At 64.2% G+C, this 22775-nt stretch carries 20 protein-coding genes; 13 read left to right on the top strand and 7 right to left on the bottom strand.

Going from position 1 to position 22775, the window contains the following annotated elements; translation table 11 throughout:
* Window positions 1-12 precede the first annotated feature (12 nt).
* Window positions 13-642, bottom strand: a complete 630-nt coding sequence (locus KSS94_RS26800) for an FMN-binding negative transcriptional regulator (RefSeq protein WP_217841015.1) — start codon at window positions 640-642, stop codon at window positions 13-15.
* Between the two features lie 90 nt (window positions 643-732).
* On the opposite strand from KSS94_RS26800, the gene pdxR reads away from it, so the two are divergent.
* Entirely contained in the window at window positions 733-2259 is a 1527-nt protein-coding gene (pdxR, locus tag KSS94_RS26795) for a MocR-like pyridoxine biosynthesis transcription factor PdxR (protein ID WP_217841014.1), read from the top strand.
* Between the two features lie 75 nt (window positions 2260-2334).
* Here the strand turns inward: pdxR and KSS94_RS26790 are convergent, their stop codons facing one another.
* The 4 genes from KSS94_RS26790 to aspA all read right to left on the bottom strand — a co-directional run bounded on the left by KSS94_RS26790 (window position 2335) and on the right by aspA (window position 7295).
* Complete coding sequence (locus tag KSS94_RS26790) at window positions 2335-3438, bottom strand: extracellular solute-binding protein (protein WP_217841013.1); 1104 nt, start codon at window positions 3436-3438, stop codon at window positions 2335-2337.
* Window positions 3439-3440: 2 nt separating this feature from the next.
* Window positions 3441-4481, bottom strand: a complete 1041-nt coding sequence (locus KSS94_RS26785; RefSeq protein WP_217841012.1) for a histone deacetylase family protein — start codon at window positions 4479-4481, stop codon at window positions 3441-3443.
* Window positions 4482-4654: 173 nt separating this feature from the next.
* Window positions 4655-5647: an AraC family transcriptional regulator gene (locus KSS94_RS26780; protein ID WP_217841011.1), complete on the bottom strand. Its 993-nt coding sequence runs from the start codon at window positions 5645-5647 to the stop codon at window positions 4655-4657.
* Between the two features lie 223 nt (window positions 5648-5870).
* Entirely contained in the window at window positions 5871-7295 is a 1425-nt protein-coding gene (gene aspA / locus KSS94_RS26775; protein WP_217841010.1) for an aspartate ammonia-lyase, read from the bottom strand.
* Between the two features lie 182 nt (window positions 7296-7477).
* Between aspA and KSS94_RS26770 the strand changes: the two genes are divergently transcribed.
* From KSS94_RS26770 to KSS94_RS26750, 5 genes are all read left to right on the top strand, one after another.
* A complete protein-coding gene (locus tag KSS94_RS26770; protein ID WP_217841009.1) occupies window positions 7478-8413 on the top strand; it encodes a LysR substrate-binding domain-containing protein in 936 nt (311 codons plus the stop codon).
* A 171-nt stretch (window positions 8414-8584) separates the two neighbouring features.
* Window positions 8585-9076, top strand: coding sequence for a 5-(carboxyamino)imidazole ribonucleotide mutase (purE, locus tag KSS94_RS26765; protein ID WP_016489856.1), 492 nt, complete (start codon window positions 8585-8587; stop codon window positions 9074-9076).
* Between the two features lie 10 nt (window positions 9077-9086).
* A complete protein-coding gene (locus tag KSS94_RS26760; RefSeq protein ID WP_217841008.1) occupies window positions 9087-10169 on the top strand; it encodes a 5-(carboxyamino)imidazole ribonucleotide synthase in 1083 nt (360 codons plus the stop codon).
* A gap of 97 nt (window positions 10170-10266) precedes the next feature.
* On the top strand, window positions 10267-10512 hold the full coding sequence (locus KSS94_RS26755) for a GlsB/YeaQ/YmgE family stress response membrane protein (RefSeq protein ID WP_138220718.1): 246 nt from the start codon (window positions 10267-10269) through the stop codon (window positions 10510-10512).
* Window positions 10513-10562: 50 nt separating this feature from the next.
* Complete coding sequence (locus tag KSS94_RS26750; RefSeq protein WP_217841007.1) at window positions 10563-11096, top strand: DUF3299 domain-containing protein; 534 nt, start codon at window positions 10563-10565, stop codon at window positions 11094-11096.
* A gap of 89 nt (window positions 11097-11185) precedes the next feature.
* Here the strand turns inward: KSS94_RS26750 and KSS94_RS26745 are convergent, their stop codons facing one another.
* On the bottom strand, window positions 11186-12082 hold the full coding sequence (locus tag KSS94_RS26745; protein ID WP_217841006.1) for a D-hexose-6-phosphate mutarotase: 897 nt from the start codon (window positions 12080-12082) through the stop codon (window positions 11186-11188).
* A gap of 70 nt (window positions 12083-12152) precedes the next feature.
* Window positions 12153-12551, bottom strand: coding sequence for an acyl-CoA thioesterase (locus KSS94_RS26740; protein WP_003253317.1), 399 nt, complete (start codon window positions 12549-12551; stop codon window positions 12153-12155).
* A gap of 347 nt (window positions 12552-12898) precedes the next feature.
* Here KSS94_RS26740 and KSS94_RS26735 point away from each other — a divergent pair, with 347 nt between their 5' ends.
* The 7 genes from KSS94_RS26735 (at window position 12899) to KSS94_RS26705 (ending at window position 22702) form a co-directional block, all read left to right on the top strand.
* Window positions 12899-14188 (top strand): MFS transporter, encoded by a 1290-nt coding sequence (locus KSS94_RS26735; RefSeq protein ID WP_217841005.1) that lies wholly within the window; start codon window positions 12899-12901, stop codon window positions 14186-14188.
* A 416-nt stretch (window positions 14189-14604) separates the two neighbouring features.
* Window positions 14605-15603 carry a phosphate ABC transporter substrate-binding protein PstS gene (locus tag KSS94_RS26730; protein WP_217841004.1) on the top strand — a complete coding sequence of 333 codons (999 nt, stop codon included), beginning with the start codon at window positions 14605-14607 and terminating at the stop codon, window positions 15601-15603.
* 148 nt (window positions 15604-15751) lie between these two features.
* The gene (locus KSS94_RS26725; RefSeq protein ID WP_217841003.1) at window positions 15752-18040 is read left to right on the top strand and encodes an ABC transporter permease subunit; all 2289 of its coding nucleotides are present in this window, start codon (window positions 15752-15754) and stop codon (window positions 18038-18040) included.
* 17 nt (window positions 18041-18057) lie between these two features.
* The gene (gene pstA, locus KSS94_RS26720) at window positions 18058-19728 is read left to right on the top strand and encodes a phosphate ABC transporter permease PstA (RefSeq protein ID WP_217841002.1); all 1671 of its coding nucleotides are present in this window, start codon (window positions 18058-18060) and stop codon (window positions 19726-19728) included.
* A 104-nt stretch (window positions 19729-19832) separates the two neighbouring features.
* Window positions 19833-20666 carry a phosphate ABC transporter ATP-binding protein PstB gene (pstB, locus tag KSS94_RS26715; protein ID WP_217841001.1) on the top strand — a complete coding sequence of 278 codons (834 nt, stop codon included), beginning with the start codon at window positions 19833-19835 and terminating at the stop codon, window positions 20664-20666.
* 194 nt (window positions 20667-20860) lie between these two features.
* Window positions 20861-21631: a phosphate signaling complex protein PhoU gene (gene phoU / locus KSS94_RS26710; protein ID WP_217841000.1), complete on the top strand. Its 771-nt coding sequence runs from the start codon at window positions 20861-20863 to the stop codon at window positions 21629-21631.
* 162 nt (window positions 21632-21793) lie between these two features.
* Entirely contained in the window at window positions 21794-22702 is a 909-nt protein-coding gene (locus KSS94_RS26705) for a response regulator (protein WP_217840999.1), read from the top strand.
* Window positions 22703-22775: the final 73 nt, after the last annotated feature.

Raw genomic sequence — 22775 nt, 5'->3', positions numbered from 1 at the left:
GGGCTTGTTCCTTCAGAGGTGGCGCATTTGCGCCGCCAGTTGGTTGTCCAGGTAATCAGGGCTGCTGGCCAGGCCTTCACGCACGCCGGCGATATCCTGCGCCGAGCGGTTCTGGCTGAGCTTGCGCGCGCCTTGCAGGCGGGCGATGGGCAGGCGAATACCAACGATGGCGCGCAGCATGCCTTCGAGGTAATCCGCGGGCGCGTCGGCGACTTGCCAGGGTTGGTCGCGGCCCTGTTCGTGGCGTTCGGTCAGGCGGCTGACGATGTTCAGCAGCGGCGCCGCTTCGTGGATGACTTCGACCGGCCCGTAGGCGTGCACGGCGGTGTAGTTCCAGGTGGGCACCACCTTGGGGTTGTCGGCCTTGCTCGGGTAGAAGCCTGGGCTGACGTAGGCGTCGGCGCCGGGGAATACCAGCAGCGCCTCGGTGCCGAGCTGCAGGTCCTGCCACTGGCGGTTGGCCCGGGCCAGGTGGGCGTAAACGGTGCCGAACTCGCCTTCGTCGGTGGCTACCAGCACCGGCAGGTGAGTGGCCAGCAGGCCTTGCTCGCCATGGCTGACCAACATGGCCAGGCGCGTGTCGAGCATGTGCCGGTGCAGCGCTTCAAGGTTGTGTTCCTGGTGGGGTTTGCTGTTGTACATGCCGGTGTTCCTTGTGCTGTGGCTCCATCCTAGGCAGGCTATTGGCTCTGCGTAAGAGCCATTCATGACTGTTTTCATAGGGCCAATGCCATGAGCGAGCACACCCACGCGCTGCCTTTCGACCCGGCCGGAATCACCCTCGACCGCCGCCGTGGCCTCAGCCAGCAGCTGTACCAGGCGTTGCGCGCGCGGGTGCTGGATGGCCGCCTGGGCAGCGGCACACGGCTGCCGGCCACCCGTGACCTGGCAGTGATACTGGGTTTGTCGCGCAACAGCGTGGTGCGTGCGTATGACCAGCTGTACGCCGAAGGCTTCATCGAAAGCCGGGTAGGCGATGGCACTTATGTAAGCCAGCTACCAAAACTATCCACACAACTATCCACAGGGTTATCCCGTGGGTTATCAACAGAGTTATCCACATTTCACGCTTCTGATACTGAGGATTCATCCAGTTCAGAGGCTTTTTGTGAGCCGTTGCAGCGCCTGAAAAACCATCACCTACCGCTACCTCGCACCGGTGCGCCACGGGCATTTCGAGTGGGCGTACCGGCCTTCGATCTGTTCCCGTTCGACGTGTGGGCCAAGCTGCAAGCGGGTTTCTGGCGAAACCCCGATGCTGCTCTGCTCGGCTACGGTGACCCGGCAGGGGAGTTGCCACTGCGTGAACTGATCGCCACCTACCTGCGCCGCTCCCGAGGCCTGACTTGCAGCGCTGAACAAATTGTGATCACCAGTGGCGCACAGCAGGCCATCAGCCTTTGTGCACAGCTGCAGTTACAGCCCGGTGACGGGGTTGCTGTGGAAAACCCTGGCTACCGCGCGGCCGGTAATGCTTTTGCCGTGGCCGGTGCCCGCGTGTGTGGCGTGCCGGTGGACGAGGAGGGCCTGGACTGCGCCCAGCTTGCCGGCTTGTCTGGCTGCCGGGTGGCCTATGTGACCCCAGCCCACCAGTACCCCACCGGGGTGACCATGAGCCTGGCCCGGCGCCTGGCGCTGCTGGCCTGGGCCGAGCGCCAGGAGGGCTGGGTGATCGAAGACGACTACGACGGCGAGTACCGCTACAGTGGCGCGCCATTGGCACCGCTGGCGGCGCTGGATCGCCAGGGCCGGGTGCTGTACGTCGGCACCTTCGGCAAGGTGGCCTTCCCTGCGTTGCGCCTGGGCTATCTGGTGTTGCCGCGGCGCCTGGTGCAGGCCTTCAGCCAGGGCCGTGCGCTGTCGGTACGGCATTCGGAGGTGAGCACCCAGTGCGTGATGGCCGAGTTCATGGCTCAGGGGCACTTCCAGCGGCATATCCGGCGCATGCGCAAGGCCGCGCTGAGCCGGCGTAACGTGCTCAAGGCCGGGTGGCCTGCAGAGGTTGCCGGGTTGGGGGCAATGCCGGAGGTGGCGGCGGGGCTGCATGTGAAGGTGGCTGTGGATAACTTTGCCCGGGAGCAGGAGTTGGTGGCGCGGGCCGAGGCGGTGGGGGTGGAGGTCAACCCGTTGAGCGGGTACTGGTTGCCGGACAGCGAGGTGCCTGTGGATGAAAGGGCAGGGCTGGTACTGGGGTTTGCGGCGGTGCCGGAGGGGCAGATTGCCGAGGCGTTGATGCGCTTGCGCAAGGCCTGGAGATAGCTATCGCGGGGCAAGCCCGCTCCCACGCGTGTCATGCACAGGTATGCGTGGGAGCGGGCTTGCCCCGCGATGCTTTCAGGTCCCGGACTTGATCTTGGTCCAGGCCCGGGTGCGCGCCCGCTCGGCATCACGCGGCAGTGGCTTGAGGGTGTACAGCTTGGCCATCGCCTCGGCAGTCGGGTATAGGTTGGGGTTGTTGCGGATCGCCGGGCTGACCTTGTCGGTGGCGTCCTTGTTCGGGTTCGGGTAGCCGACGAAGTCGCTGATCGGCGCGATCACTTCAGGGCGCAGCAGGTAGTCGATGAAGGTATGGGCATCCTCGGGGTTGGCGGCGTTTTTCGGGATTGCCAGCATGTCGAACCAGATCGGCGCACCTTCCTTGGGCAGACGCATGTCCACCACCACGCCGTTGTTCGCCTCCTTGGCCCGGTTGGCGGCCTGGGAGAAGCTGCCCGAGTAGCCCACTGCTACGCAGATATCGCCGTTGGCGATGTCGGCCATGTACTTGGAGGAGTGGAAGTAGGTGACGTGCGGGCGAATCTTCAGCAGCAGGTCCTGGGCTTTCTGATAGTCCGCCGGTTTGCCGCTGTTGGGGTCCAGGCCCAGGTAGGCCAGCGCCAGCGGCAAAATCTCCGACGGCGAGTCGAGCAGGGCCACGCCGCACTGCTTGAGCTTGGCGATGTTCTCTTCCTTGAAGATCAAGTCCCAGCTGTCCACCGGCGCGTTGTCGCCCAGCGCGGCCTTGACCTTGGCCGGGTTGAAGCCGATCAGCACGGTGCCGTACATGTACGGCACGGCAAACTTGTTGCCCGGGTCGTTGGCTTCGATCAGCTTCATCAGCGCCGGGTCCAGGTGCTGCCAGTTGGGCAGCTTGCTGCGGTCCAGCGGCTGGAACACCCCGGCCTCGATCTGCTTGGCGAGGAACACGTTGGACGGCACCACCACGTCATAGCCGGAGTTGCCGGTGAGCAGCTTGGCCTCCAGCGCCTCGTTGGTGTCGAAGATGTCGTACACCAGCTTGACCCCGCTGTCCTTCTGGAAGTCGGTGAGGGTTTTCGGGGTGATGTAGTCGAACCAGTTGTACACCCGCAGGGTGCGCTGTTCGGCATGGGCGGTAAGGGCGCCGGCCAGTAGGCTGGCAGCGACGAGCGGGGCGAGCAGACGCTTGATCCGGACCATGTTCAGGCTCCTGGCAGGGCGCGCTGGAAGCCTTCCAGCACATTGACCGCGTTGATGCCGATTTCTTCCACAGCGTAGCCGCCTTCCATCACGAACAGGGTCGGCTTGCCGAGCTGGGCGATGCGCTTGCCCATTTCCAGGTAGTCGGGGCTGTCGAGCTTGAACTGCGAGATGGGGTCGTCCTTGAAGGTGTCCACGCCCAGGGATACCACCAGTACTTCGGCGTCATAGGCGTCGATGCGCTGGCAGGCCGCTTCCAGTGCGCTGCTCCAGGCCGCCCAGTCGCTGCCGGCAGGCAGCGGGTAATTGATGTTGCAGCCAGCGCCTGCGCCCTCGCCGAGCTCATCGGCGTAACCGAGGAAGAACGGGAACTCGTCCTGCGGGTCGCCGTGGATCGAGGCGAAGAACACATCGTTGCGGGTATAGAAGATGTCCTGGGTGCCGTTGCCGTGGTGGTAGTCGACGTCGAGGATGGCCACCTTGCGCTTGCCCTGGTCGAGGAAGGCCTGGGCGGCGATGGCGGCGTTGTTCAGGTAGCAGTAGCCGCCCATCACCTCGGCGGCGGCATGGTGCCCAGGCGGGCGGCACAGGGCGAAGGCCGAATGGGCGCCTTGCTGGATGGCGGCCTGGGCGGTCAGCGCCACTTGCGCCGCGCTGTAGGCGGCCTGCCAGGTGCCGGCGGTGATCGGTGCACCGGCGTCGAAGCTGTAGTAGCCCAGCTCGCCATGCAGGCCGGTGGGTTTGACCTGGCGCAGGGTGCGCGCCGGCCAGGTGAACGGCAGCAGGTCGCCGTCGTGGCCCAGTGCGGCCCAGCGCGCCCAGGCGCCTTCGAAGAAGTCCAGGTAGTCGGCGCTGTGGATGCGCTGCAGCGGGGCGCGGCCAAAGTCGGCGGGGCCCTGGACTTCGCCGAGGTTGCGCTTTTTCACCTGCTCAAGCACATGGTCGGCGCGTGAGGGCATTTCGAAGCACGGCATCAGTTGGCCGTCGATCAGCTCGCAGCGGCCGTGGTGCAGGCGGTGGTCATCGGAATAGATCGTCAGCATTTGTTGTTCTCCGGTAGGGCTGGCGTGCAGACCATTCTGCTGGGCGGGCAGCGAACCGGGAGTGATGCAAACGGCCAAAAGGGGATCGATGTGGCCAAGGCTGCTGGCCCTATCGCCGGCAAGCCGGCTCCTACAGGAAGTCGCCTGCTGCTGTAGGCGCCGGCCGCAGCAGCTCAGCCGCGAAAATGGCTCGGCGCCACGCCGCTCCAACGCTGGAAGGCATGCCTGAAACTTGCGGTCTCACTGAACCCCAGGGTTTCGGCAATCCGGTAGATCGGCATCTGGTCCTCGGTCAAAAGCTGCTTGGCCCGCTCGAACCTCAGCTCGTCCAGCAGCTGTTGATAACTGCTGCCCAGGGCCTGCAAATGCCGGCGCAAGGTGCGTGACGAGCAGTTCATCTGCCGCGCCAGCCCCTCGAGCCCGGGCGCGGCATCCAGCTGCTGCAGCAGCAACTGGCGAATGCGCCCAAGCCACGCCTGGCGCCCGGTGAACTCCAGGTTCAGCTTGCGGCAGCGTTCGGCCATGGCCTTGTGGGTGACCGGGTCGGCCAGGGGCAGCGGCATGTCCAGCCAACGGCGCTCGAAGGCGAAGGCGTTGTCACCGGCATTGAACCCCAGCGGGCACTGGAATGCACCGGTGTAGAGCGCGTGGTAGCCCGGGCGGGCATGTTCGAAGCGCGCCGCCAGCAGCGGCAGCGGGCAGCCGAGCAGGTCGTCGCAGATGACTTTCAGCGACACCAGGCAGAACTCGGCATTGAAGGCCGCCAGCGCCGGCGCGTCGTAATGCTCGCTGGCGCTCAGCCAGACCCGCTGGCCGTCGTCCACCAGGCGCAGCTGGAAGACTGTTCCCAGCAGTGCCGGAAACTGCAGCGCCAGGCGCAGGGCGTCACCCAAAGTGGCACTGGAGAGCAGCGCGTAACCGAGCATGCCGTAGCACGACACATGCATGCGCCGGCCCAGTTCCAGGCCGATGTCCTCGCGCCGGGCCACGGCATTGGCGCACACCTGCAGCTCTTGCTGGGTGGTGATGCGTGCATCGCTGTGGCCCAGGTCGGCCGGGCCTATGCCACTGCCGGCGAGCATCTGCTGCGCGGCCACGCCGTCCTCCTGGAACACCTTGAGGATCAGCGATACCGCGTTGAGGGTGGTGAGGTGGCTGTGCAGCATGCTCGGTGTCCCGTTGGGCTGAGGGGCATTATGGAGCAAGTTGTGTGCCGGGGAGGGGCTAAGGCTGTGTGCTGGCTGTGCCGGCCCTATCGCCGGCAAGCCGGCTCCTACAGGTAGGGCCGGGGCAGGCATAAAAAAAGGGCCCGGAGCGTTCGCTCGGGCCCTTGAAAGGCTGAGAGGTGTCTAGTCCCTCGACCTGGTGAGACGGTTTGCAGCGGCCGGGTTACGCCTTCAGCGGAACCAGACGTGGAGCGATCATGTTTTCCGGACGCAGGATGTCGTTGAGCATCGCTTCGTCCAGCAGCTGTTCCTCGCGCACCAGTTCCAGCACGCCGCGGCCGGTTTCCAGGGCGACGCGAGCGATACGGGTGGCGTTTTCGTAGCCGATGTACGGGTTCAGGGCGGTGACCAGGCCGATCGAGTGCTCGACCAGCTCACGGCAACGCTGTTCGTTGGCCGTGATGTCGACGATGCAGTGCTCGCGCAGCATGTCCATGGCGCGTTGCAGCAGGCGGATCGAGTCGAAGATCTTGTAGGCGATCAGCGGCTCCATCACGTTCAGCTGCAGCTGGCCACCTTCGGCGGCGACGGTCAGGGCCAGGTCGTTGCCCATGATGGCGAACGCCACCTGGTTGACGGCTTCCGGGATAACCGGGTTGACCTTGCCTGGCATGATCGAGCTGCCTGGCTGACGCGCTGGCAGGTTGATCTCGTTGATGCCGGTGCGCGGGCCGCTGGACAGCAGGCGCAGGTCGTTGCAGATCTTCGACAGCTTGACCGCGGTACGCTTGAGCATGCCGGAGAACAGCACGAAGGCGCCCATGTCGGAGGTGGCTTCGATCAGGTCGGCAGCCGGGACCAGCGGCTGGCCGCTGATGGTGGCCAGCCGCTGCACGGCCAGGGCCTGGTAGCCCGGGTCGGCGTTGATGCCGGTACCGATGGCGGTGCCGCCCAGGTTGATTTCGGTCAAAAGCTCCGGCGCCAGGGTCCGCAGACGGTTGAGGTCTTCGGTCATGGTGGTGGCGAAGGCGCGGAATTCCTGGCCCAGGGTCATCGGCACGGCGTCCTGCAGCTGGGTGCGGCCCATCTTCAGTACGTGGTCGAACTCTTTGCCTTTGGCCGCGAAGGCCTGGATCAGGCTGTCGAGGCTGGCCAGCAGGGCGTCGTGGCCCAGCAGCAGGCCCAGGCGGATGGCGGTCGGGTAGGCGTCGTTGGTCGACTGCGCCATGTTCACATCGTTGTTCGGGTGCAGGTACTGGTACTCACCCTTCTGGTGGCCCATGGCCTCCAGCGCGATGTTGGCGATGACTTCGTTGGCGTTCATGTTGGTGGAAGTACCAGCACCGCCTTGAATCATGTCCACCACGAACTGCTCGTGGTAGTCGCCCTTGATCAGGCGCCCGCAGGCTGCGCTGATGGCAGCATGCTTGGCATCGCTCAGGTGCCCCAGCTCACGGTTGGCGTCAGCAGCAGCCTGCTTGACCATCGCCAGGCCCACTACCAGTTTCGGGTAGTGCGACAGCGGAACGCCGGAGAGGTGGAAGTTGTTGGCAGCGCGCAGGGTCTGGATGCCGTAGTAGGCATCGGCAGGGACTTCAAGGGTGCCAAGCAGATCTTTTTCGACGCGGAACGATGCAGCGGAGGACATGATGGATATCATCTCGATTTTGACCCGGCACATGCCGGAATGGCGCCAATCCTAGGCCTGAAGCCGATTTTGCGGCCAATGCTGTTGCACGCTAACCTATGCACAAACGGCATACGGTTTGGTGTGACGCCGATTGACAATCGAGCGTGTTCCATTTTGGTGCACGCGTTGCGGAGTAGTCGATGAACCTCGAGAGCAAATGGCTGGAGGACTTCAGTGCCCTGGCTTCCACGCGCAGTTTTTCGCAGGCAGCGGAGCGTCGTTTCGTCACCCAGCCGGCCTTCAGCCGGCGTATTCGCAGCCTTGAGGCGGCGTTGGGGCTGACCCTGGTCAACCGCTCGCGCACACCGATCGAGCTAACCGAGGCCGGGCAGCTGTTTCTCGTCACCGCGCGCACTGTTGTCGACCAGTTGAGCGAAGTTCTCCGCCATTTACATCATCTTGAAGGTGGCCAGGGCGAGGTCATCCAGGTAGCTGCCGCCCACTCCCTGGCCTCGGGCTTTTTCCCGCGCTGGGTGGCCCAGTTGCGCAACGATGGTTTGAACATCGCTACGCGCCTGGTTGCGACTAACGTAGGGGATGCCGTGCACGCCCTGCGCGAGGGTGGCTGCGACCTGATGCTGGCGTTCTATGACCCGGACGCGGCGCTGCAGATGGACGCCGAAATCTTCCCGTCGCTGCACATGGGCACCACCGAGATGCTGCCGGTGTGCGCGGTAGGTGCCGACGGCAAACCGATGTTCGACCTGGAAGGCGAGGGCAGCGTGCCGCTGCTGGCTTACAGCGCCGGGGCCTTCCTCGGGCGCTCGGTCAACCTGCTGCTGCGCCAGCGCAACCTGCGCTATACCACTGTCTATGAAACCGCCATGGCCGACAGTCTCAAGAGCATGGCGCTCGAAGGCATGGGGATTGCCTGGGTGCCGCGGTTGTCGATGCGCGGCGAGCTGGAGCGCGGCGAGCTGGTGATCTGCGGCGGTAGCCAGTGGCATGTGCCGCTGGAAATCCGCCTGTACCGCTGCGCCCTGGTGCGCAAGGCCAATGTGCGGCTGCTGTGGCGCAAGCTCGAAGGCGGGCCGGCGGCAGTTGACTCAAAAGTCAGCCAAACCCCCGAAAAATAAGGCCGACAGTTGGTCGCCGGGGGTGCCGTGACGGCGTCGCGTTACGCTATACTGCGCGGCCTTTCGACCGGACAGCTCCGGTCCGGATCAGCAAACAAGCCACGCCGGTCGTCCCGCGTGGCTTGTTGTTTTTTGACGCGCCTGCGGGCGCACAAGCGAAGAGGCTCGACGATGAGTGCACTGGTTGGCGTGATCATGGGCTCCAAGTCCGATTGGTCCACCCTTAGCCACACCGCCGATATGCTGGAAAAACTCGGCATTCCCTACGAAGTGAAGGTGGTTTCCGCCCACCGCACCCCGGACCTGCTGTTCCAGTACGCCGAAGAGGCCGAAGGCCGCGGCATCGAGGTGATCATCGCCGGTGCCGGTGGCGCCGCCCACCTGCCAGGCATGTGCGCCGCCAAGACCCACCTGCCGGTGCTGGGTGTGCCGGTGCAGTCGTCGATGCTGTCGGGCGTCGACTCGCTGCTGTCGATCGTGCAGATGCCGGCCGGCGTGCCGGTCGCCACCCTGGCCATCGGCCGGGCCGGTGCGATCAACGCCGCACTGCTGTCGGCGAGCATCCTCGGTGCCAAGTACCCGCAGTATCACGCGGCGCTCAAGCAGTTCCGCACTGAGCAGACCGACACCGTGCTGGACAATCCAGACCCGCGCCAGGCTTGAGGCTGACTTTATGAAGATCGGTGTAATCGGTGGTGGCCAGCTGGGCCGCATGCTGGCCCTGGCGGGTACCCCGCTGGGCATGAACTTCGCCTTCCTCGACCCGGCGCCGGACGCCTGCGCAGCGCCTCTGGGTGAGCACCTGCGCGCCGACTACGGCGACCAGGACCACCTGCGCCAGCTGGCCGACGAAGTCGACCTGGTAACCTTCGAGTTCGAAAGCGTGCCGGCCGAGACCGTCGCCTTCCTCTCGCAGTTCGTGCCGGTGTACCCCAGCGCCGAAGCTCTGCGTATCGCCCGCGACCGCCTGTTCGAAAAGAGCATGTTCCGCGACCTGGGCATCCCCACCCCGGCCTTTGCCGACATTCTCTCGCAAGCCGACCTGGACGCCGCGGTGGCCAGCATCGGCCTGCCGGCCGTGCTGAAAACCCGCACCCTGGGTTACGACGGCAAAGGCCAGAAGGTGCTACGCAAGCCTGAAGACGTGGTCGACACCTTCGCCGAGCTGGGCAGCGTGCCGTGCCTGCTGGAGGGCTTCGTGCCGTTCACTGGCGAAGTGTCGCTGGTGGCCGTGCGTGCCCGCGATGGCGAAACCCGTTTCTACCCGCTGGTGCACAACACCCACGAGAGCGGCATTCTCAAGCTGTCGGTGGCCAGCGCGGCGCACCCGCTGCAGGCGCTGGCTGAAGATTACGTCGGCCGTGTGCTGCACAAGCTCGACTACGTTGGCGTGATGGCCTTCGAGTTCTTCGAGGTCGACGGTGGCCTGAAGGCCAACGAGATCGCCCCGCGGGTGCACAACTCCGGGCACTGGACCATCGAAGGCGCCGAGTGCAGCCAGTTCGAGAACCACCTGCGCGCCGTTGCCGGCCTGCCGCTGGGCTCGACCGCCAAGGTCGGCGAGAGCGCCATGCTCAACTTCATTGGCGAAGTACCGGCGGTGGACAAGGTCGTGGCCATCGACGACTGCCATCTGCACCACTACGGCAAGGCTTTCAAGCTTGGGCGCAAGGTTGGCCACGCCACCCTGCGCTGCAGCGACATGGCCACCCTCAAGGCCAAGATCGCCGAAGTAGAGGCGTTGATCGCCGGCTGATCGAACTTCTGTCGGTCTGTAGCCCTCTGAAATGGCAACTCGCCAAAGCGCTGTCTAGGCTTTGGCGTGTTCCATCTTCAATTATCGAGGGATTGCCATGGGCATCATTGGAACCATCTTCATCGGCCTGATCGTCGGCCTGCTGGCGCGTTTCCTGAAACCGGGCGACGACAGCATGGGCTGGATCATGACCATCCTGCTCGGTATCGCAGGCTCTTTGGTCGCCACCTATGGCGGGCAGGCGCTGGGCATTTACCAGGCGGGGCAGGCTGCGGGCTTCTTCGGGGCCCTGGTGGGCGCCATCGTCCTGTTGGTGATCTACGGCTTCATCAAGAAGAACTGAACACAGGCTAGAATGCCCGGCAATTCAATCCTGAGTTGCCGAGCATTTCCATGCGAGCGTTATTTCTCATTCCCCTGCTGCTGGCCAGCACCCTGGCCCATGCCGAACTGCCCGAAACCGACTGGCTGGAGCTGATGCCCAAGTCGGACCAGAAGGCCCTCGAGCAGATGCCCGAGATCGACCACAACTCCCCGGAAGCCATGGGTACGTTCACCGACAAGGGTGGCCTGAAGCAGAGCAAGGGCCTGCCAGCGGTGATGTACTCGACCAAGACCGTGGCCGCCATGAACGGCAAGCAGATCCGCCTGGGCGGCTACCCGGTGCCGCTGGAAAGCGACGCCAAGGGCAACAGCACGCTGTTCTTCCTGGTGCCCTACCCGGGCGCGTGCATCCACGTGCCGCCGCCGCCGCCGAACCAGCTGGTGCTGGTGCGCTACCCCAAGGGGCTGAAGATCGACGATATCTACACGCCGTTGTGGGTTACCGGGCAGTTGAAGGTGGAGAAGGTCAGCAATGACCTGGCCGACGCGGCCTATGCGCTGGATGCCGGGAAGGTGAGGGTGGTGGAAGACGCCGACCTGTAAGGGCCCTATCGCCGGCAAGCCGGCTCCTACAGGTATGAGGCTGGTGCGACCCCTGTAGGAGCCGGCTTGCCGGCGATGAGGCCATTGGCTCAGAGCGCCTGGCTGCCGATCACCAGCCCCAGCGTATGACTCGCCCCGGGCTTGAGCGTCACCACGTCATCCCACACATTCGCCGTCTCGATGCACAGCATGCGCTGCCAGCCGTCGTCGGCCATGTCGGCCAGCTCCCTGGCCCGTTCGGTCCAAGGGTTCCAGATCACCGCCGAGCGCGAACCGCTGCTGGTCAGGGTGATGCGCCGCTGCCAGTGCGGGTCATCGATGCTCAAGGTTTGCGGGGTATCGAGGTAGATCCGGTCGGTCTCGCCGGCAAAGCCCAGCGCGCCTTGCTGCTGGCGCTGCTGCCATTCGGCCAGGGTCTCGATGTAGCTGAGCCCCTCGACCCCTTCCACCTGCACCTGGCGCACGTCGCTGACGGCAAAGTAGCTGTGCAGGGCCTGGCTGATGGTCACCGGGCTGTCGCCCTGGTTGCGGCTGGTGAGGGTCAGCTTCAGCTCGCTTGCCAGCTCTACCTGCAGGGTCAGGGCCACGTTGTGGGCCCAGCCCGGCAGCTGGCCCTGCGCCTGGGGCAGGGTGAAGGTGACGCTCAGGCCCTCGCCTTGCTGGTCGGCAGCCAACAGTTGCCAGTCGCGGGTACGGGCCAGGCCATGCGCCGGCGCTTCGCTGCCGGTGTACATGGCTTGCACAGGCTCGGGGTTGCGTTGCAGGTTGCCGAACCAGGGCCAGCATACCGGTACCCCGGCACGTACCGACTTGCCCTGGCCAAAGATGGCGTCTTCGCTCAGCCACAGCAGCGGCGGCTCGCCCACGCGCTGGTAGCTGAGAATCTGCGCGCCCTGTTGGGCGATCAGCAGCTCGGCGTGGGCGGTGGTCAGGCGCCAGCAGTTCAGCTCGCCGTGTTGTTCGGTTTCGATACGTGGGATAACCATGCGCTCGTCTCAAAGGTTGCAGTGAGGCGTTGGACCCCATGCCAGGCAACGAGTTTACCGCGCGGCTTGGTCAGCGACGAGGCACCGAACGGGTACGGCCACTGCCGTCGATGGCGACGAACACGAACACCGCCTCGGTGACCTTGCGCCATTCGCTGGACAGCGGGTCGTCGCTCCACACCTCGACCATCATCTGGATCGAGCTGCGGCCGATTTCCAGGGTCTGGGTATAGAACGACAGCTGTGCGCCCACCGCCACCGGTACCAAAAAGGCCATGCGGTCGATGGCTACGGTGGCCACCCGGCCACCGGCGACGCGGCTGGCCATGGCGGTGCCGGCCAGGTCCATCTGGGCGACCAGCCAGCCGCCGAAGATATCGCCGAAGCCGTTGGTTTCGCGCGGTAGCGCGGTGATCTGCAGGGCCAGGTCGCCCTGCGGGATAGGATCTTCTTGTTCGAGCTCAATCATGCCGTGGGGCCTCTGACCCGTGACGCTTCGTTGGTGGCGCAGTGGAGGACGCCGTGAAAACGCTTCAGCCGGACACTGACGTCGCTTCGGGGGCGGCCAAAGGGAGACTCTGCGAAACAGTCTGACAGTACTGACTTACGTTTTCGCACAACATCCCGTGATAAACGCAACCTTTTTCTACGAACGGCCAGTATATAGACCATCACAGCCAGCGACGACCGTGCATTCGTGAATATCTGTACGGACTTTGTATGCTATCGGCCGCACTTTGCAATTTGTTATCTTCACCGGCTGAACATTCCAGAAGCCGCACCCCAAGCGGCCTGCACTCCAACAAGAGAACGTCGATGACCTCCGTGCCCAGCAGTATCGAGCAGCCGTCCCGGCCGCTGACCCGCAGTGACTACAAGACCCTTTCGCTGTCTGCCCTGGGCGGTGCGCTGGAGTTCTACGACTTCATCATCTTCGTGTTCTTCGCAACGGTAGTGGGCAAGCTGTTCTTCCCCGCCGACATGCCCGAGTGGCTGCGCCTGATGCAGACCTTCGGCATCTTCGCCGCCGGCTACCTGGCGCGGCCGCTGGGCGGCATCGTCATGGCCCACTTCGGTGACCTGCTCGGGCGCAAGAAGATGTTCACCCTGAGCATCTTCATGATGGCCCTGCCGACTTTGGTGATGGGCCTGCTGCCGACTTATGCACAGATCGGCCTGTGGGCGCCGATTCTGCTGCTGCTGATGCGCGTGATCCAGGGCGCGGCCATTGGCGGTGAGGTGCCGGGCGCCTGGGTGTTCGTCTCCGAGCACGTGCCGGCGCGCAACACCGGTTACGCCTGCGGCACCCTGACCGCCGGCCTGACCTCGGGCATTTTGCTGGGCTCGATGGTGGCCACGCTGATCAACACGGTCTACACCCCCGAAGAAGTGGCCGACTACGCCTGGCGTATCCCGTTCCTGATGGGCGGGGTGTTCGGCCTGTTCTCGGTGTACCTGCGCCGCTGGCTGCACGAAACCCCGGTGTTCGCCGAAATGCAGCAGCGCAAGGCCCTGGCCGAAGAGCTGCCGCTGCGTGCGGTGCTGCGTGACCACCGCGGCGCGGTGATCCTGTCGATGCTGCTGACCTGGCTGCTGTCGGCCGGCATCGTGGTGGTGATCCTGATGACCCCGGCGCTGCTGCAGAGCCTCTACCACATCAGCCCCACCGACTCGCTCAAGGCCAACAGCCTGGCCATCGTGCTGCTGAGCGTGGGCTGCATCACCGCCGGCAGCCTGGCCGACCGCTTTGGCGCAGGCCGGGTGTTCGTGATTGGCAGCCTGCTGCTGCTGGCAAGCTCGTGGAGCTTCTACCACAGCCTGCCGACCCGCCCGGACCTGCTGTTCCCGCTGTACGCCGTGACCGGCCTGTGCGTGGGCGTGATCGGCGCGGTGCCCTACGTGATGGTCAAGGCCTTCCCGGCGGTGGTGCGCTTCAGCGGCCTGTCGTTCTCCTACAACCTGGCCTACGCCATCTTTGGCGGCCTGACCCCGATGGTGGTTACCGGGCTGCTCAAGGTCAGCCCGATGGCGCCGGCGTACTACGTGGCGTGCCTGTGTGCGCTGGGGTTGTTGGTGGGGATCTATTTGCTGGCGAAGAAACGCTAAGGCAGAGCAAATCACGGGCACTGCTTTACTCGGACCTGTGGGGGCAACTGTCTTGAGCGCCTCATCGCCGGCAAGTCGGCTCCTACAGGTACAGCATGGGCCTAAAGGTTATGCGATCCCTGTAGGAGCGGCCTTGTGTCGCGAAAGGGCTGCGCAGCAGCCCCAGGATCTCAGCTTCGCCGCATGAATTGCCGGGGCTGCTACGCAGCCCGTTCGCGACACAAGGCCGCTCCTACACGACGGGGCCAGGCTGGTCTTCCCCTCCCCCCTGAAACATCCTGCAAAGGCCATCCCCGACTACCGGTGATGGCCTTTCATCCAATTGTCACATTCGAGTCATATCGTGTTCATGCGGCCTGCTGATACTTGGGCCCGTTCCATCACAACCCCTACGATATTCCTGCTAGGAGCAAGGCATGAAACTGAAGCGTTTGATGGCGGCCCTGACCTTTGCCGCCGCTGGCGTTGCCACCGCCAATGCGGTCGCCGCTGTCGACCCAGCAATCCCGACCTACACCAAGACCACCGGTGTATCGGGTAACCTCTCCAGCGTCGGTTCCGATACCCTCGCGAACCTGATGACCCTGTGGGCCGAGGCCTACAAGAAGGAATATCCGAACGTAAACATCCAGATCCAGGCTGCTGGCTCGTCCACCGCGCCGCCCGCCCTGACCGAAGGCACCGCCAACCTGGGCCCGATGAGCCGCAAGATGAAGGACGTCGAGCTGCAGGCCTTCGAGCAGAAGTACGGCTACAAGCCTACTGCCATCCCGGTTGCCGTCGACGCCCTGGCTGTCTTCGTGCACAAGGATAACCCGATCAAGGGCCTGACCATGGCTCAGGTCGACGCGATCTTCTCCTCCACCCGCCTGTGCGGTGGCAAGGCTGAAATCAAGACCTGGGGCGACGTTGGCGTGAAGGGCGACCTGGCCAACAAGCCAATCCAGCTGTTCGGCCGCAACTCGGTATCGGGCACCTACGGCTACTTCAAGGAAGAAGCCCTGTGCAAAGGCGACTTCAAGCCTAACGTCAACGAACAGCCTGGCTCGGCTTCGGTCGTGCAGTCGATCAGCTCCTCGCTGAACGGCATCGGCTACTCGGGCATCGGCTACAAGACCGCTTCGGTCAAGACCGTCGCCCTGGCCAAGAAAGAAGGCGGCGAGTTCATCGAAGACAACGAAGCCAACGCCCTGAACGGCACCTACCCGCTGTCGCGCTTCCTGTACGTCTACGTGAACAAGGCGCCGAACAAGCCTCTGGCCCCGCTGGAAGCCGAGTTCGTCAAGCTGGTGCTTTCGCAAGCCGGCCAGCAAGTTGTCGTGAAAGACGGCTACATCCCGCTGCCTGCCAAAGTGGTCGACAAGACCCTGGCTGACCTGGGCCTGTCCCACGCTGGCAACGTTGCAAAGAAGTAATTAGGCAGTAACCGGAAGGGGCTGGCCGCGAATGCGCCGGCCCCTCTCCACGAATTCGTCAGTCCGAGGCCAGGGTACCTGCGCGTCGGGCTTTGTTGCGTCACTGCACTGTCATGTTTTTGTCATACGGGACCGCTAGGGTGTGCGCATGAATGATCTGGCCAACTCCACCATGACCCAAAATTCTCCTCCGGTGCGCATTGATTTCAATACGCCCGAGTTGCAACGCAAGCGCCGCATGCGCGCCCTCAAGGATCGCCTGACCCGCTGGTATGTACTGGTGGGCGGGCTTGCCGTGCTGGCAGCGATCACGCTGATCTTCTTCTACCTGGCTTATGTAGTGCTGCCGCTGTTCCAGGGCGCCACACTGACCAGCAAGAAGGCCCTGGAGCCAACCTGGCTGCAGCAGGATGCCGGCAAGCCGCTGATGATCGCCCTCGAGGAGCAGAACCTCGTGGGCATGCGTGTTTCCGACAAGGGCCAGGCCCTGTTCTTCGACACCAAGACCGGTAACGAACTCAAGCGCGTCGACCTGCCGCTGCCCGCCGGCACCCAGGTCAGCTCGATCGGCAGCGACCAGCCGGGCAGCCCGCTGGTGGTGCTGGGCCTGTCCAACGGCCAGGCGATCGTGTTCCACCACACCTACAAGATCACCTACCCGGACAACAAGAAGACCATCGAAGCGGGTATCGACTACCCCTATGGTCAGGCGCCGTTCACCCTGAGTGACGAAGGCCGCGCGCTGGAGCACGTCAGCGTCAACGTCAACGGCGAAACCCTGCTGCTGGCCGGCTCCACCGGCGCGCAACTGCAGGTGGTCGAGCTGTCGCGCACCGAGAACATGATGACCGGTGAGGTGACTACCGAGCAGAACCGCATCGTCCTGCCGCAAATGACCGAGACGGTGAAGAACATCTTCATCGACCCGCGCCAGCAGTGGCTGTACGTGCTCAACGGCCGCGCCACCGCCGATGTGTTCAGCCTGCGCGAAAAAAGCCTCAACGGCCGCTACAAGCTGCTCGAGGACGGCAACGCCGAAATCACCGCCAGCGGTCAGCTGGTGGGCGGTATCTCGCTGATCTTCGGTGACTCCAAGGGTGGCCTGAGCCAGTGGTTCATGGCCCGTGACCCGGATGGCGAGCAACGCCTCAAGTTGATCCGCAGCTTCCAGCTGGGCAAGGCCCCGGTGGTGCAGATCGACGCCGAAGAGCGCCGCAAGGGCTTCATCGCCCTGGACAGCGAAGGCAAGCTGGGTGTGTTCCACAGCACCGCGCACCGCACCCTGCTGGTAGAACCGGTCGCCGAAGGCGCAGGCATTCTGGCCCTGTCGCCGCGCGCCAACCGCATCATCGTCGAAGAGGGCGGCAAGCTGCTGCCCCTGAGCCTGCGCAACCCGCACCCGGAAATCTCCTTCAGCGCGCTGTGGGGCAAGGTCTGGTACGAGAACTACGACGAGCCTAAGTATGTTTGGCAGTCGACCGCCTCGAACACCGACTTCGAACCCAAGCTGAGCCTGTCGCCGCTGACCTTCGGTACGCTCAAGGCCGCGTTCTACGCGATGATCCTGGCCGCCCCGCTGGCGATTGCCGCCGCCATCTACACCGCCTACTTCATGGCCCCGGGCATGCGCCGCAAGGTCAAGCCGGTGATCGAGCTGATGGAAGCGATGCCGACGGTGATCCTCGGGTTCTTCGCCGGCCTGTTCCTGGCGCCGTATCTTGAGGGCCACCTGCCGGGCGTGTTCAGCCTGCTGCTGATCCTGCCGGTAGGCATCCTGGTGGCGGGCTTCGCCTGGAGCCGCCTGCCGGAGTCGATCCGCCTGCGTATCCCGGACGGCTGGGAAGCAGCGATCCTGATCCCGGTGATCCTGGCCATCGGCTGGTTCGCCCTGTCCATGAGCCCATTCCTCGAAAGCTGGTTCTTCGGCGGCGACATGCGCCTGTGGATCACCAACGACCTGGGCATCACCTACGACCAGCGTAACGCCCTGGTAGTGGGCATCGCCATGGGCTTTGCGGTCATCCCGAACATCTACTCCATCGCCGAAGACGCCGTGTTCAGCGTGCCGCGCAGCCTGACCCTGGGCTCGCTGGCACTCGGTGCCACGCCGTGGCAGACCCTGACCCGTGTGGTCATCCTCACCGCCAGCCCGGGTATCTTCTCGGCGCTGATGATCGGTATGGGCCGTGCGGTGGGCGAGACCATGATCGTGCTGATGGCCACCGGCAACACCCCGGTGATGGAACTGAACCTGTTCGAGGGCATGCGCACCCTGGCCGCCAACGTGGCCGTGGAAATGCCTGAATCGGAAGTCGGTGGCAGCCACTATCGTGTGCTGTTCCTCGCCGCCCTCGTGCTGCTGATGTTCACGTTCATCATGAACACCTTGGCCGAGCTGATTCGCCAGCGCCTGCGCAAGAAATACTCGTCGCTTTGATAGAAAGGTAGAGATCCGTGAAAAAGGATTCCCTCAAAGGCTGGTTCAAGAGCGGCGCCCCCGGCGTCTGGATCAGCGGTGGCGCGGTGGCCATGGCGGTCATCATGACCATTGGTCTGCTGTCCGTGATCGCCGTACGCGGTTTGGGCCACTTCTGGCCGGCCGACCTGATCCAGGCCACCTACAAGGTGCCTGGCCAGGCCGACCATGTGATCATCGGTGAAGTGGTACAGAAGGAAGAAGTACCGCGCGAACGCCTGAAGAGCGCCGGCTTGCCGGTGCCTGACCAGGGCCCGGAGTTCATGACCCGCGAGCTGGTCAAGATCGGTAACCGCGACCTCAACGGCAGCGACTTCACCTGGCTGGTCGGTGACTGGCTGGTGGACGAGCAAAAGCCCGCCGAGCTGATCGCCCTGGAGCGCCGCGAGTGGGGCAACTTCTACGGCTTCCTGGTCAGCGTCAAGGAAGAGGGCCGTGTGGTCGCCCAGGGCCCTGAGGCCTGGAACGAGCTGCAAACCCGCCTCAAGCGTGCCAGCGACCTCAACGACCAGTTGGTCAAGCTCGAGAAAAAGGACATCGGTGCCATCAACCATGGCCTGGAGCGCCTGCGCCTGCACAGCCGCAAGCTGGAGCTGGACGGCAAGCTGGACGCCGCCGCCCAGGCCGACATGGACGCCGAGCGCGCCGAGCTGAACAACCGCTACAAGGCCATCGAGGAGCGCCTCACCGGCCTGCACCAGGCCTTTGCCCGCGACAGCCTGGTCGCCCGCGACGGCAACGGCCGCGAAGTGGAGATCAACCTCAGCAAGGTGGTCCACGCGATCCAGCCGAACGCCATGTCCGGCATGACCAAGATGGGCACCTACTTCGCCAAGGTGTGGGAATTCCTCAGCGACGACCCGCGTGAAGCCAACACCGAGGGCGGTATCTTCCCGGCCATCTTCGGTACCGTGATGATGACCCTGATCATGGCCGTTATCGTCACACCGTTCGGCGTGCTGGCGGCGGTGTACCTGCGCGAGTACGCACGGCAAGGCCCGGTGACCCGCCTGATCCGCATCGCGGTGAACAACCTGGCGGGCGTTCCGGCGATCGTCTACGGCGTGTTCGGCCTGGGCTTCTTCGTCTACGTGCTGGGCGGCTCCATCGACCGGTTGTTCTTCCCCGAGTCGCTGCCGGCGCCAACGCTGGGTACCCCAGGCCTGCTGTGGGCATCCTTGACCCTGGCGCTGCTGGCGGTGCCGGTGGTGATCGTGGCCACCGAGGAAGGCCTGGCGCGTATCCCGCGGACCGTGCGTGAAGGCTCCCTGGCCCTGGGCGCGACCAAGGCCGAGACCCTGTGGAAGATCGTCTTGCCGATGGCCAGCCCGGCCATGATGACCGGCATGATCCTCGCCGTGGCCCGCGCCGCCGGCGAAGTGGCCCCGCTGATGCTGGTGGGCGTGGTGAAGCTGGCGCCGTCGCTGCCGCTGGACGGCAACTACCCGTACCTGCACCTGGACCAGAAGATCATGCACCTGGGCTTCCATATCTACGACGTCGGCTTCCAGAGCCCCAACGTCGAGGCCGCGCGGCCGCTGGTGTACGCCACCGCGCTGCTGTTGGTGATGGTGATTGCCACCCTGAACCTGTCGGCGGTGTGGATTCGTAACCACCTGCGCGAGAAGTACAAGGCCCTCGACAGCTGATTTCAAAGCCTTAAGCCACAAGCGGCAAGCTCTCAGAAGATTGCCGCTTTGCTCAAACTTGCAGCTTGCAGCTGATAGCCTGCAGCTACAAAAGGAGTAAGAACATGCAACACGAAGCTCATACCCACGGCATCGACATGTCGGCCCTGGGCCGCGACAAGCAGAGCCTGCGCCTGGCCGAAGAGACCGTGGCCATCGAAGTGCCTGGACTGTCGCTGTTCTACGGCGAAAAGCAAGCGCTGTTCGACGTGCAGATGAATATCCCCAAGCAGCGCGTGACCGCCTTCATCGGCCCGTCCGGCTGCGGCAAGTCCACGCTGCTGCGTACCTTCAACCGCATGAACGACCTGGTTGACGGCTGCCGCGTCGAGGGCGCCATCAACCTGTACGGTAATAACATCTACCGCAAGGGCGAGGACGTGGCCGAGCTGCGCCGCCGGGTGGGCATGGTGTTCCAGAAGCCCAACCCGTTCCCCAAGACCATCTACGAGAACGTGGTCTACGGCCTGCGCATCCAGGGCATCAACAAGAAGCGCACTCTCGACGAAGCCGTCGAGTGGGCACTGAAGGGCGCCGCTTTGTGGGATGAGGTCAAGGACCGCCTGCACGATTCGGCACTGGGCCTGTCCGGTGGCCAGCAGCAGCGTCTGGTGATCGCCCGTACCATCGCCGTGGAGCCTGAAGTACTGCTGCTCGACGAACCCTGCTCGGCACTGGACCCGATCTCCACGCTGAAGGTCGAAGAGCTGATCTACGAACTGAAATCCAAGTACACCATCGTCATCGTGACCCATAACATGCAGCAGGCAGCCCGTGTTTCGGACTACACCGCGTTCATGTACATGGGCAAACTGGTGGAATTCGGTGATACCGACACCCTGTTCACCAACCCGGCGAAGAAGCAGACCGAAGACTACATCACCGGTCGTTACGGCTAGCAGCTGGCTACAGGATGCCTGTGTAGGAGCGGCCTTGTGCCGCGAAAGGGCTGCAAAGCAGCCCCGGCGATGGTTGCCTCAGGGCTGAAACCTTGGGGCCGCTTCGCGGCCCTTTCGCGGCACAAGGCCGCTCCTACAGGCCAGGGAACGATACGAACTACTTGAAGCTTGCAGCTTCTTCGCGGAGCGAAACGATGATCAACAAAGAAAGCCTTACCCATCACATCTCCCAGCAGTTCAACGCCGAGCTCGAAGAGGTGCGCAGCCACCTTCTGGCGATGGGCGGCCTGGTCGAGAAGCAGGTCAACGACGCGGTCACCGCGCTGATCGAGGCCGACTCGGGCCTGGCCCAGCAGGTGCGCGAGGTCGACGAGCAGATCAACCAGATGGAGCGCAACATCGACGAGGAGTGCGTGCGCATCCTCGCCCGTCGCCAGCCGGCGGCCTCCGACCTGCGCCTGATCATCAGCATTTCCAAGTCGGTGATCGACCTGGAGCGCATCGGTGACGAGTCGACCAAGATCGCCCGCCGCGCCATCCAGCTGTGCGAGGAAGGCGAGTCGCCACGCGGTTATGTGGAGGTGCGCCACATCGGCGACCAGGTCCGCAACATGGTGCGTGACGCACTGGATGCCTTCGCCCGCTTCGACGCAGACCTTGCGCTGTCGGTGGCCCAGTACGACAAGACCATCGACCGCGAGTACAAGACCGCGCTGCGCGAACTGGTCACCTACATGATGGAAGACCCGCGCTCGATCTCCCGCGTGCTCAGCGTGATCTGGGCGCTGCGTTCGCTGGAGCGTATCGGCGACCACGCGCGCAACATCTCGGAGCTGGTGATCTACCTGGTGCGCGGCACCGACGTGCGCCACATGGGCCTCAAGCGCATGAAGGCCGAAGTTGAAGGCACTGCCTCCAACGAGGGCGAAAGCGCTAATGTTCCGGCTGAACCGGACGATAAATAAGATTGCTCCCGAGCATCACGCCCGGCTTGTGCCGGGCGTTTTCGTTTGTGGTCGAGCACCAGCAGGCACCCGCGAACGATCAGAGAAGTCCCGGCGTGACCAGTGGTTTGGCAAATTGCCATCAGTCGGCGGTATGCTAGTCGGGATTCAAGAGGAGTATCGATGAGTAAAGTCAATGTGCTGGTCGTGGACGATGCCCCGTTCATCCGCGATCTGGTAAGGAAGTGCCTGCGTAATGCCTTCCCGGGCATGGTGATCGAAGACGCGGTCAACGGCCGCAAGGCCATGGCCATGCTCGCCAAGGAGCGTTTCGACCTGGTCCTGTGCGACTGGGAGATGCCGGAAATGTCCGGCCTCGAGCTGCTGACCTGGTGCCGCCAGCAGGAAGAAATGAAAGCCATGCAGTTCATCATGGTGACCAGCCGTGGTGACAAGGAGAACGTGATCCAGGCCATCCAGGCCGGCGTCTCCGACTTTGTCGGCAAGCCGTTCACCAACGAGCAGCTGCTGACCAAGGTGAAAAAGTCCCTGACCAAGATCGGCAAGCTCGACAGCTTGATGGCCGGCGCCCAGGCGCGTGCCAACTCGGCCTTTGCCAACGACTCGCTCAGCGCCCTGACTGGCGGGCGCCCGGAGGCCGCCAAGGTGGCTGCGCCTGCTGCTGCCCCGGTTGCCGCAGCCCCCAAGCCGTTGATCAACGCGCCGACGCCCAGAAGCCCTGCCGCCGCCCCGGCTGGCCGTGGCCAGGGCCAACTGCGCCTGGCCAGTGGCCCGCAGGCTTGCGTCATCAAGGCCCTGAGCCTGAAAGAGGCCCTGCTGGTGGTGCGCCGCAGCGCCAACCTGCCGCAGGTGCTCGAAGGCGCGGTACTGGACCTGGAGCAGGGCGATAACGCCGAGGTGGCGCGCCTGAACGGCTACCTGCATGCCATCGCCGCGCTGGAGCCAAAGCCTGAGAGCGACTGGCTGCAATTGACCTTCAAGTTCGTTGACCAGGATGCGCAGAAGCTCGACTACCTGTCGCGGCTGATCGCCCGCGGCACGACCCAGAAGCACTTCACGCCCGGGGCCTGAGCCTGGCCGGCTCCTACAGACGACGCGATCCCTGTAGGAGCCGGCTTGCCGGCGATAGGGCCGGTACAGGCCA

It is taken from the genome of Pseudomonas fakonensis (assembly GCF_019139895.1).
Taxonomy (GTDB): domain Bacteria; phylum Pseudomonadota; class Gammaproteobacteria; order Pseudomonadales; family Pseudomonadaceae; genus Aquipseudomonas; species Aquipseudomonas fakonensis.
The sequence above is the reverse complement of the archived record's forward strand: the minus strand, read 5'-3'. Positions and strand labels throughout refer to the sequence as shown.